Consider the following 11,452-nt stretch of genomic DNA (forward strand, 5'->3'; position numbering starts at 1 on the left):
TGTTTCGGCCGGCGCGGAGACTACGGTTTTCTGACCTGAAAACCGGACCGAAATGGAATCCAAAGTCAGCACCCGGCTCAAACAGCCGCTCGCGCAGGAGGTGATCGACAGCATCTTCCTGCCGCGCCTGAATCGCGAATTCTTCGCCAACTTCGAACTGCTCAACCAGATCAACCAGGCCCATCTGCTGATGCTGCACGGCCAGGGCATCCTGACGCCCGCGCAGGCCACGCGCCTGGCAGCGGCCCTGCGCCAGATGCAGGACGACGGCCCCGATGCCGTCACGCTGGATCCGGCGCGCGAAGAGGCCTACTTCAACTACGAGGCGCATCTCATCTCCCTGGTGGGCCAGGACCTCGGCGGGCGGCTGCACACGGCGCGCAGCCGCAACGACATCGGCGCCACCATCGACCGCATCCGGGTGCGCGATTTCACCGTGCGCATCGGCGCGGCGCTCGCGCAGCTGGCCGAAGACGCGCTGGCGCGCGCGCAGCGCCACGCCGACGACGTGATGCCGGGCTACACCCACATGCAGGCGGCCCAGCCCATCACCTACGGCTACTACCTCTCGGCGCTGGTCGATGCCTGGACGCGCGACCTGGACCGGCTGCAACACGTGCTCGGCAGCGCCGACGGTTCGCCGTTGGGCGCCTGCGCGCTCGCCGGCACCTCGTTTCCGATCGAGCGCGACAGCACCAGCGATCTGCTGGGTTTCTCCCATCCGCTGCCCAGCGCGCTCGACGGCGTGGCCTCGCGCGACTTCGCGCTGGAACTGAACGCGGCGCTGGCCATCATGATGGTGACGTGCAGCCGCATGGTGCAGGACTTCTACATCTGGTCCACGCCCGAATTCGGTTTTCTCACGTTTCCCGATCGTGTCGCCAGCACCTCGAGCATCATGCCGCAGAAGAAAAACCCGGCCGTGCTGGAGTACCTGCGCGGCAAGACCGGCCACCTGATCGGCCTGGCCACTGCCTCGTTCGCGACGGTGAAGTCCACCCACTTCACCCATTCGGGCGACAGCAGCCGCGAAAGCACGCGCACCTGCTGGGAGGCCTGCGAGGAAGCGCTGCGCTCGCTTGCACTGATGGCGCTGCTGGTGCGCGAGGCGAGCCCGAATCCGGCCCGGATGGCCACGCGCGCCGCCCAGGATTTCTCCACCGTCACCGACCTGGCCGACCTGCTGGTGCGCGACGCCGACGTGTCGTTCCGGGATGCCCACCACATCATCGGCGCGGTCGTGCGCGAGGCGCTCGACCAGGGCCTGGATGCCAGCCGCATCGACAGCGCGATGATCGCGCGCGCCGCCCGCGAGCAACTGGGCCGCGACATCGTGCTGGACGCGGCGGCGCTGCAGGCCTGCCTGGACCCGTCGCGCAACGTCGCCGCGCGCCGCTCGCCCGGCGGACCCGCGCCCGCGCTGGTGCGCGAGCGCCTGGAGGCGCAGTCGCAGGCACTGCGGCACCGCCGCAACGCGTTCGACGCCGTCGGCGACCGCGCCGATAGCGCGCGCGCCCGCCTGCGGCAACGCGTGGAAACACTGATCTCGTCCACCACGGCGCACTGACGCGCTGCCGGCTACATTCACAAGGGGAAAAACATCATGCTCAAGCTCATCGCTGCCTGCGCCCTCGGCGCCGGCCTCGCTCTCGGCACGGCGCCCGCCGGCGCCCAGTCGTATCCTGCCAAGCCCATCACGCTGGTCGTGCCATTTGCGCCCGGCGGCACCGTGAACCTGATGGGCCGGTTGCTCGCGCAACGAATGTCCGAAGTGCTCGGGCAGCCCGTCATCGTGGAGAACAAGCCCGGTGGCGGCGGCAGCATCGGCGCCAGTTTCGTCGCCAAGGCCGCGCCCGATGGCTACACCGTGCTGCTCGCCACGATGGGGCAGCAGTCGATCCAGCCGCTGCTGGTGAAAAACGCCTCCTACGACGCGCAAAAGGATTTCGCGCCGGTCGCCCTGTTTGCGACCGTGCCCAACGTGCTCGCGGTGTCGGCCGACACGCCGGCCCGCTCCGTGGCGGAGCTGCTGGCCTACGCCAAGGCCAACCCCGGCAAGCTCAATATGGCTTCCGCCGGCATCGGCTCGGTCAATCACATGACGGGCGAGCTCTTCATGTATCGCACCGGCACGCAACTCGCCCACGTCCCCTATCGTGGCGCCGGGCCAGCCACGGCCGACCTGCTGTCGGGCCAGGTCCAGGTGTTGTTCGCCAACCTGCCCAACGTGCTTTCCTACATCGGCCCCGGCAAGGTCCGCGTGCTCGCGGTCGCCAGCGAAAAGCGCAGTCCCGCCATCCCCGACGTGCCCACGCTCGCGGAGGCCGGCGTGCCCAACGCCGTGGTCGAATCCTGGTACGGCGTCATGGTGCCCAGCGGCACCCCGCCCGAGGTCGTGCGCAAGCTGCAGGACACCGTGCTCGGCATTGCCGGGGAAAAGGCGATGGTGGCCCACCTGGCCGAGCAGGGCGCGCTGCCCTTCCCCGGCGACAGCGCGGACCTTGCGCGCCTGTCGAACGAAGAGACGACGCGCTGGACCGAGATCATCCAGCGCGCCCACATCCAGACGAATTGATGGCGGCGGCGCGCTGGCGGAGCGCCGCGCTCAGCCCGCGGGCGTCGCCACCGACACGGGCGGCAACGCCCGCTCGATCACTTCGCCCGCCGCCAGGCAGAGGTCCTCGCGATAGCGCCCGGCCATTATCTGCACACCCACCGGCGCGAGGCCGTGCGGGCCCTCCACCTCGCCCATCGCAACCGACAGCGCCGGCAGCCCCATGAAGGGCACACCGATCTGCGTCGTCTGCGCGTTCCACACCCGCGCATACGCGGCGTCGCCTTCGAGGTCCAGGCCATCGGGGAACGGCAGCTCCGCCGACACCGGCGTGATCAGCACCGGATAGCGCGCGAAGAAGCGCTCCCACTCGCGCACCAGCGTGGCACGCCGGGTCAGCGTCTGGATATAGCCGGGCAGGTCGAGTCCCTGCGCCACCTCGCGCTGCCCGCGCAACGCGGCGATCGCGCCCGCATCGCCTTCGCGCTCGGCGGCAGCGACCATGGCCTCGTAGCCGTCCGCCAGCCACATGCGGATCTGCAAGCCGGCGGCCTCCTCGAGCGACGGCGGCTCGACTTCGTCGACCTCCCACCCCGCCGCGCGCAGGTGCGCCGCGGCCGCGTGCAGGGCGGCCTCGATCTGCGGTTCCACGCGCATGCCGTCGGGGTGCACGCACAGCGCCGCACGGCGCGCCACGTCGGGCCCCTGCAACGGGGCGGGCACCCACCACGGGTCGCGCGGATCGGGCTGCGCCATCACCGCCAGGCCGAGGCGCACGTCGGCGATCGTGCGCGCCAGCGGACCGGAGACCGCCGTGATCTGGCCGCCCAGCGAGCGCTCCGGCAACGCCGCGTTGAAGGCGGCGACCCGACCCAGCGTCGGCCGCAGCCCGTGCACGCCGCAGGCATAGGCCGGATAGCGTATCGAGCCCGCGATGTCGGTGCCGTGCGCCAGGTGCCCGACGCCGGCGGCGACCGCGGCGGCCGCGCCGCCCGACGATCCGCCCGGCGTGAGCCGCGCATTGCGGGGGTTGTGCGTGGCGCCGTGCAGCTTGTTGTCGGTGAACCAGCGCAGCGAAAACGCCGGCGTGTTCGTGCGCCCGAGGATCACCGCGCCGGCACGCAGCAGGTTGTCGACCACCGGGCTGTTCTCCTGCGCGATCGTCTCGGCCTGCAGGCGCACGCCGTTGCTGGTCGCATAGCCGGCCTGGTCGATATTGATCTTGACCGTGACCGGCACACCCGCCAACGGGCCCGGATCATCGCCGCGACGGCGCCGCGCATCGATCTCGCGCGCCTGCGCCAACACCTCGTCGGGCCGATGATCCACCACGGCATTCAGCTGCGGATTCACCGCATCCAGCCGCGCCAGCGCGGCCTCTGCCGCCTCGAGCGCGGACACCTCGCCCGACCGGATATGACGGGCCAGTTCCGCCGCCGACATACGCCAAAGCTCAGTCACAACCTTTCCCCTTGCGTTCGTTGGTATCGGCCCGCCGACGCGGGTGCCGCCCAACACCTTAGCGCCGCGCTCGCCGATCGCACAAGCCGGGCATGCACGCACCTCCATCGCGCGCTTGGCGTCAGGGCCCGCGTCGGTTGCGGCACATCGACCAGAGGTCCCGATGGATCTCGCCGGCGCGACCGCGGCGGGGACGCGCCTCGCCCGGCGCGCAGCCGCCGAAGGCTTGCAACGACGGCCGCCAGGCCGCAAGATTCGGGTATTGGCCGGATACCGGCCGGCCTCCCGGACAGTTCCTTCATGGCGCCTCTTTCTCCGGCAGTACCGACCATCCAACGCGTCGCCGTCATCGGCGGCGGCACCATCGGCGCCAGCTGGGCCGCACTGTTCCTGGCGCGAGGCCTCGCCGTCACACTGCACGATCCCGCGCCCGGCGCCGCCGAGCGCGTGCGCGAAGGCATCACGCGCGCCTGGCCCGCTCTCGCGCAAACCGGTCGTGTCGTCGCCGGCGCCGATCCCGGCGCGCTGGTCGTCGCGGCCAGCCTCGAGGCCGCGCTCGCGCAGGCCGACTTCGTGCAGGAAAACGCGCCGGAGCGCGAGGCCTTCAAGATCGCGCTGTTCCAGCAGATGGATGCGCTCCTGCCGCCCGACGTGTTGATCGCATCGAGCTCGTCGGGGCTCATCATGAGCCGGCTGCAATCGGCCTGCGCTCATCCGCAGCGCTGCCTGATCGGCCATCCCTTCAACCCGCCCCACCTGATTCCGCTGGTCGAAGTGGTGGGCGGCGAGCAGACCTCAGCCGAAGCGATCGAACGCGCCATGGCGTTCTATCGGCATCTCGGCAAGCACCCGATCCGGCTGAACAAGGAAGTGCCCGGTCATATCGCCAACCGCCTGCAGGCCGCGCTATGGCGCGAGGCCGTGCACCTCGCGGCCGAGAACGTGGCCAGCGTGGCCGACATCGACGCAGCGGTGGCCCAGGGCCCGGGCCTGCGCTGGGCCCTGTTCGGCCCGCACATGACCTTCCACCTCGGCGGCGGCGAGGGCGGCCTGCAGCACTTCATGGATCACCTGCTGGTCCCCATGCAGGCCTGGTGGGACGACCTGGGCCAGCCCGAACTCACACCCGAGCTGCAACAGCGACTGGTCGATGGCGTCACCGCCGAGGCCGGCAACCGCTCCCTGCAAGCGCTCGCCACCGAACGCGACACCCAGCTCGGCGCCATCATCGCCCACCTGCAACCCGGAGATTCCAAGGCATGACCGATATTCGACACGACGCCCATCGCCAACGCTTCGAGACCGTGGTCGACGGCCACACCTGCGAGCTCGACTACCAGCTGCGCGACAACGTGATGGCGATCCTGCACACCGGCGTGCCCGAACCCGTCGGCGGCCGCGGCATCGCCGCCCAACTCACCGCCGCCGCCCTCACGCTCGCGCGCGAGAACAACTGGCGCGTCCGCCCGCTCTGCTCCTACGCCGCCGCCTACATCCGCCGCCACCCCGAATACACCAGCCTGCTCGCCTGACCCACCCCGCCTGCCCGCAACCCGCGGCGCCCTCGCAAACAATGGTGTCAGACTACATTTTTGCGATCCGCGTCGCGCCTCGAAAAAGGAGTCAGACTGCATTTCTTCGTCGCCACCGGCCCGACGAAAAGGTGTCAGACTGCATTTTTCCGACCGCCACGTCCCCACGAAATGGAGTCAGACTGCATTTTTCCGGCACCGCTGGCTTGGTGAAAAGGTGTCAGACTGCATTTTTTCGGCACCGCCGGCTTGGCAAAAAGGTGTCAGACTGCAATTTCCCCGAGTGCTTCGCTGCGCCGGCCTGCCCGCAGCGCCACGAAGGTGGATAAGAACGGCGCTCCCCGCGACACCATCACCGTCCGCTCGCCGCGCATGCTCATGAAGGCAGCGCATCAATTGGGGGTCTCTACAGGCCATGCTCCGGCTCGATAGAAGCCATCATCGGTCCACCCATCGGGACCACGCATCGGTCCACACCGAGCATCCCCCCACGCCCCGCCAGCCAGGCACGGGCGAGCCGCCTTCAACAATGGAGTCAGACTACATTTATCGCGGGGGCCCGCCTCGACGCGGCGCACCGCTTCGGCCGCACGAGCGCGCTCGAAAATGCAGTCTGACTCCTTTTCTGCTCCTTTTCTGCATCCGCTTGCGGAAGAGAAATTGCAGTCTGACTCGTTTTCTCGGGGGCTGCGGCGACGGGAAATTGCAGTCTGACTCCTTTTCGGGGAGAGACGGCGGGTGGAAAAATGCAGTCTGACACCTTTGTTGGCATCTTGGTGGGGGGTCTAGCGGTGGTCGCCGTCGAGGTAGTACCAGCGGCCGTCGATGCGTTCGAAGCGGCTGAGTTCGTGCATGCGGGAGGCGCGGCCGGCTTGCTTGCAGCGGGCGACGAATTCGACGGTGGCGTGGTTTTCGTCCTGCTGTGCCGAGGCCCGAACATCGAGGCCCAGCCACTTCATGTCGGGTGCGTTGGGCTCGAGGGCCGACGGTCGCGTATCGGGGTGCCAGGTGTCGAGCAGATAGGCGAGCTCATCGAGCACGAACGCGCTGTAGCGCGAGCGCATCAAGGTGGGTGCGTCGGGTGCCTGGAGCGCCAGCGGTCCGTGATGCCAGCGCCCGCAGCAGGAGGCGTAGCGCACGCCCGCGCCACACGGGCAGGCGAAAGAGGCGGGGGTTTGTTTTTTCACGGTGTCATTGTCCCATGGGCGAACGCGGCCGCAGCGTTGGCCGGTACAAGGGGAAGTCGCGCCAAGGCGCGCAGTCGGTCGTCGCCAAACAAAAACCCCGCTGGATCGCTCCAGCGGGGTTCGCTATAAAAGCCTGACGATGACCTACTTTCACAGGCGAATGCCAACTATCATCGGCGCGAAGGCGTTTCACGGTCCTGTTCGGGATGGGAAGGAGTGGGGCCACCTTGCTATGGTCGTCAGGCGTAACCGTGTTGGCGGTCATGCCATGTTCTGGCGCGGTCTGCATGCCGGACTGGCCGGCAAAGGCCACCGCGCGGGCCTTTCTTGCTGGTGGGGTGCGCTCTTCGAGCGGCGAATTCACCGTATCTGCCTCCGCGCTCTCGAACGAGACGACGCGAGTTAGGGCTTCACCCAAAACAAAACCCCACTGGAGGGTATCCAGTGGGGTTTTGAGGAATAAAAGCCTGACGATGACCTACTTTCACAGGCGAATGCCAACTATCATCGGCGCGAAGGCGTTTCACGGTCCTGTTCGGGATGGGAAGGAGTGGGGCCACCTTGCTATGGTCGTCAGGCGTAACCGGGTAAGCGGTTGACGCGGAGTCAAACACTTGAATTTGGAAGAAGCAGCACGCGCTCGTGTCACCGCGGGCTTGTGGCCAGGCGGGTCATCGAGAGCACGTAAAGTGTGTATGGGTTGCGTTGATGTATGTTTGAACGGCACTGGCAGAAATGTCGCCAGCGTCACATGCGAGGGGCAAGGGTTAGTTGCGCTCTACATGGTTAATTAAGACTTGAGAGTTATAGGATCAAGCCTCACGAGCAATTAGTATCGGTTAGCTTAACGCATTACTGCGCTTCCACACCCGACCTATCAACGTCCTGGTCTTGAACGACTCTTCAGGGGGGTCAAGCCCCCAGGGATACCTAATCTTCAGACGAGTTTCCCGCTTAGATGCCTTCAGCGGTTATCTCTTCCGTACTTAGCTACCCGGCAATGCCATTGGCATGACAACCGGTACACCAGAGGTACGTCCACTCCGGTCCTCTCGTACTAGGAGCAGGCTCCGTCAAGTATCCAACGCCCACGGCAGATAGGGACCAAACTGTCTCACGACGTTTTAAACCCAGCTCACGTACCTCTTTAAATGGCGAACAGCCATACCCTTGGGACCGGCTACAGCCCCAGGATGAGATGAGCCGACATCGAGGTGCCAAACACCGCCGTCGATATGAACTCTTGGGCGGTATCAGCCTGTTATCCCCAGAGTACCTTTTATCCGTTGAGCGATGGCCCTTCCATTCAGAACCACCGGATCACTATGTCCTGCTTTCGCACCTGTTCGACTTGTCAGTCTCACAGTCAAGCACGCTTATGCCATTGCACTATCAGCACGATTTCCGACCGTACCTAGCGTACCTTCGAACTCCTCCGTTACGCTTTGGGAGGAGACCGCCCCAGTCAAACTGCCCACCATGCACTGTCCCCGATCCGGATAACGGACCAAGGTTAGAACCGCAAACAAACCAGGGTGGTATTTCAAGGTTGGCTCCACGAGATCTAGCGACCTCGCTTCAAAGCCTCCCACCTATCCTACACAGACCGGTTCACAGTCCAATGCAAAGCTACAGTAAAGGTTCATGGGGTCTTTCCGTCTAGCCGCGGGTAGATTGCATCATCACAAACACTTCAACTTCGCTGAGTCTCGGGAGGAGACAGTGTGGCCATCGTTACGCCATTCGTGCAGGTCGGAACTTACCCGACAAGGAATTTCGCTACCTTAGGACCGTTATAGTTACGGCCGCCGTTTACCGGGGCTTCGATCAAGAGCTTGCACCCCATCACTTAACCTTCCGGCACCGGGCAGGCGTCACACCCTATACGTCGACTTTCGTCTTTGCAGAGTGCTGTGTTTTTAATAAACAGTCGCAGCCACCGATTCTCTGCGACCCCATCATGCTCAGCGCGCAGGCGCCTCACACTACCGGGGCATACCTTCTCCCGAAGTTACGGTATTAATTTGCCGAGTTCCTTCTCCCGAGTTCTCTCAAGCGCCTTGGAATATTCATCCCGTCCACCTGTGTCGGTTTGCGGTACGGTCTCGTACAGCTGAAGCTTAGAGGCTTTTCTTGGAACCACTTCCAATCACTTCGCGAGACATGCTCGCTCGAGCCACACCCTTGATTTACGCGCCCGGATTTGCCTAAGCGCCATCTTCAATGCAGCAACAGGGACATCCAACACCCTGATGATCTTCCGCGATCCGTCCCCCCATCGCACTGTACGACGGTGCTGGAATATTAACCAGCTTCCCATCAGCTACGCATCTCTGCCTCGCCTTAGGGGCCGACTCACCCTGCGCCGATGAACGTTGCGCAGGAAACCTTGGACTTACGGCGAGGGGGCTTTTCACCCCCTTTATCGCTACTCATGTCAGCATTCGCACTTCTGATACCTCCAGCAGCCTTCACAAGCCACCTTCGCAGGCTTACAGAACGCTCTCCTACCGCGTATATCAAAGATATACACCCGCAGCTTCGGTTTATCGCTTAGCCCCGTTACATCTTCCGCGCAGGACGACTCGATCAGTGAGCTATTACGCTTTCTTTAAAGGGTGGCTGCTTCTAAGCCAACCTCCTGACTGTCTATGCCTTCCCACTTCGTTTCCCACTTAGCGATAATTTGGGACCTTAGCTGGCGGTCTGGGTTGTTTCCCTCTTGAGTCCGGACGTTAGCACCCGGTGCTCTGTCTCCCAAGCTGTACTTGCAGGTATTCGGAGTTTGCCATGGTTTGGTAAGTCGCCATGACCCCCTAGCCATAACAGTGCTCTACCCCCTGCAGTAATACTTGAGGCACTACCTAAATAGTTTTCGGAGAGAACCAGCTATTTCCAGATTTGTTTAGCCTTTCACCCCTATCCACAGCTCATCCCCTAGTTTTTCAACACTAGTGGGTTCGGTCCTCCAGCACGTGTTACCGTGCCTTCAACCTGGCCATGGGTAGATCATCTGGTTTCGGGTCTACACCCAGCGACTGAACGCCCTATTCGGACTCGCTTTCGCTACGCCTTCCCTATCCGGTTAAGCTTGCCACTGAATGTAAGTCGCTGACCCATTATACAAAAGGTACGCCGTCACCCCACAAGGAGGCTCCGACTGTTTGTATGCACACGGTTTCAGGATCTATTTCACTCCCCTTCCGGGGTTCTTTTCGCCTTTCCCTCACGGTACTGGTTCACTATCGGTCGATCACGAGTATTTAGCCTTGGAGGATGGTCCCCCCATCTTCAAACAGGATTTCACGTGTCCCGCCCTACTTTTCTCATGCTTAGTTCCACCATCGACATTTCGTCTACAGGGCTATCACCTGCTACGGCCAGACTTTCCAGACTGTTCAACTATGTTGATGGCTAAAACATGAAGGCTCTTCCGATTTCGCTCGCCACTACTTTCGGAATCTCGGTTGATTTCTTTTCCTCGAGCTACTGAGATGTTTCAGTTCACCCGGTTCGCTTCCACTGACCTATGTATTCAGTCAGGGATACCGCTTGCGCGGTGGGTTTCCCCATTCGGACATCTACGGATCAAAGCTTGTTTGCCAGCTCCCCGTAGCTTTTCGCAGGCTACCACGTCCTTCATCGCCTGTGATCGCCAAGGCATCCACCATGTGCACTTAGTCGCTTGATCCTATAACACTAAAGTCTTATAGGACGCTTGTTGACATTTCGCGTTTGTGCCGTTCATCAAAGCTATTTTTCGATCGCCACTTGCGTGACCATCGAAACTTGAGACTTTGGAACAAAATCATGCAATCACAACCCGTATTCATCTTCGTCAACTTGCGTTGATTACTTGATGAACACTTTACGTTGTGCTTCTTCCAAATTGTTAAAGAACAAATATAGCTGTCAGGCCTAAACCCAACGATTAATACTGACTCGCAGCACTAATCGTTGAACTCTTGCGTGCTTAGTATCTACCAGGCAGTGCGCGAAGCACTGGTGGAGGTGAACGGGATCGAACCGATGACATCCTGCTTGCAAAGCAGGCGCTCTCCCAGCTGAGCTACACCCCCATACCCCGATCGCTCGGAATAACTTTGGTGGGTCTGGTTGGATTCGAACCAACGACCCCCGCCTTATCAAGACGGTGCTCTAACCGACTGAGCTACAGACCCCAGACTCTTACTCTCGGATCTGTACGATCCAGCAGCTATATTTCAAACAACCGATAAGCGTGGACACTTGACATCGAGCGCTAAGCTCTTAAAGGAGGTGATCCAGCCGCACCTTCCGATACGGCTACCTTGTTACGACTTCACCCCAGTCATGAATCCTACCGTGGTAATCGCCCTCCTTGCGGTTAGGCTAACTACTTCTGGTAAAACCCACTCCCATGGTGTGACGGGCGGTGTGTACAAGACCCGGGAACGTATTCACCGCGACATGCTGATCCGCGATTACTAGCGATTCCGACTTCACGCAGTCGAGTTGCAGACTGCGATCCGGACTACGATCGGGTTTCTGGGATTGGCTCCCCCTCGCGGGTTGGCGACCCTCTGTCCCGACCATTGTATGACGTGTGAAGCCCTACCCATAAGGGCCATGAGGACTTGACGTCATCCCCACCTTCCTCCGGTTTGTCACCGGCAGTCTCATTAGAGTGCCCTTTCGTAGCAACTAATGACAAGGGTTGCGCTCGTTGCGGGACTTAA

At 62.8% G+C, this 11,452-nt stretch carries 6 protein-coding genes, 2 tRNA genes and 4 rRNA genes (1 of these 12 only partly in view); 4 read left to right on the forward strand and 8 right to left on the reverse strand.

The genetic code is table 11. The features are described from left to right. Positions 1-52: 52 nt before the first annotated feature. Together argH and CEG14_RS16890 are read left to right on the forward strand one after the other, a co-directional pair. Positions 53-1,567 (forward strand): argininosuccinate lyase, encoded by a 1,515-nt coding sequence (gene argH, locus CEG14_RS16885; protein WP_094827450.1) that lies wholly within the window; start codon positions 53-55, stop codon positions 1,565-1,567. A gap of 36 nt (positions 1,568-1,603) precedes the next feature. Next, positions 1,604-2,575 (forward strand): Bug family tripartite tricarboxylate transporter substrate binding protein, encoded by a 972-nt coding sequence (locus CEG14_RS16890; RefSeq protein WP_094827451.1) that lies wholly within the window; start codon positions 1,604-1,606, stop codon positions 2,573-2,575. Positions 2,576-2,605: 30 nt separating this feature from the next. Here the strand turns inward: CEG14_RS16890 and CEG14_RS16895 are convergent, their stop codons facing one another. Continuing rightward, positions 2,606-4,015, reverse strand: a complete 1,410-nt coding sequence (locus CEG14_RS16895) for an amidase family protein (RefSeq protein ID WP_094827452.1) — start codon at positions 4,013-4,015, stop codon at positions 2,606-2,608. A 300-nt stretch (positions 4,016-4,315) separates the two neighbouring features. Between CEG14_RS16895 and CEG14_RS16900 the strand changes: the two genes are divergently transcribed. Both CEG14_RS16900 and CEG14_RS16905 read left to right on the forward strand, forming a co-directional pair. Then, on the forward strand, positions 4,316-5,278 hold the full coding sequence (locus tag CEG14_RS16900; protein WP_094827453.1) for a 3-hydroxyacyl-CoA dehydrogenase NAD-binding domain-containing protein: 963 nt from the start codon (positions 4,316-4,318) through the stop codon (positions 5,276-5,278). Beyond that, complete coding sequence (locus tag CEG14_RS16905) at positions 5,275-5,547, forward strand: GNAT family N-acetyltransferase (RefSeq protein ID WP_094827454.1); 273 nt, start codon at positions 5,275-5,277, stop codon at positions 5,545-5,547. The genes CEG14_RS16900 and CEG14_RS16905 overlap by 4 nt, the downstream gene beginning before the upstream one ends. Positions 5,548-6,332: 785 nt before the next feature. On the opposite strand, the gene CEG14_RS16910 is transcribed toward CEG14_RS16905, so the two are convergent. The 7 genes from CEG14_RS16910 to CEG14_RS16940 form a co-directional block, all read right to left on the reverse strand. After that, positions 6,333-6,734 (reverse strand): YchJ family protein, encoded by a 402-nt coding sequence (locus CEG14_RS16910; RefSeq protein WP_094827455.1) that lies wholly within the window; start codon positions 6,732-6,734, stop codon positions 6,333-6,335. Positions 6,735-6,865: 131 nt separating this feature from the next. Then, positions 6,866-6,978, reverse strand: a 5S ribosomal RNA gene (gene rrf, locus CEG14_RS16915). A gap of 221 nt (positions 6,979-7,199) precedes the next feature. After that, positions 7,200-7,312: ribosomal RNA gene (gene rrf, locus CEG14_RS16920) — 5S ribosomal RNA — on the reverse strand. Between the two features lie 230 nt (positions 7,313-7,542). Next, a 23S ribosomal RNA gene (locus tag CEG14_RS16925) occupies positions 7,543-10,425 on the reverse strand. Between the two features lie 312 nt (positions 10,426-10,737). Continuing rightward, positions 10,738-10,813: transfer RNA gene (locus CEG14_RS16930), tRNA-Ala, on the reverse strand. A gap of 25 nt (positions 10,814-10,838) precedes the next feature. Continuing rightward, a tRNA-Ile gene (locus tag CEG14_RS16935) sits at positions 10,839-10,915 on the reverse strand. Positions 10,916-11,005: 90 nt separating this feature from the next. Then, positions 11,006-11,452, reverse strand: a 16S ribosomal RNA gene (locus tag CEG14_RS16940); it runs 1,084 nt beyond the window's last position. Together the 16S, 23S and 5S rRNA genes with 2 tRNA genes alongside form the textbook arrangement of a ribosomal RNA operon.

The organism is Bordetella genomosp. 1 (genome assembly GCF_002261335.1).
Taxonomy (GTDB): Bacteria; Pseudomonadota; Gammaproteobacteria; order Burkholderiales; family Burkholderiaceae_B; genus Bordetella.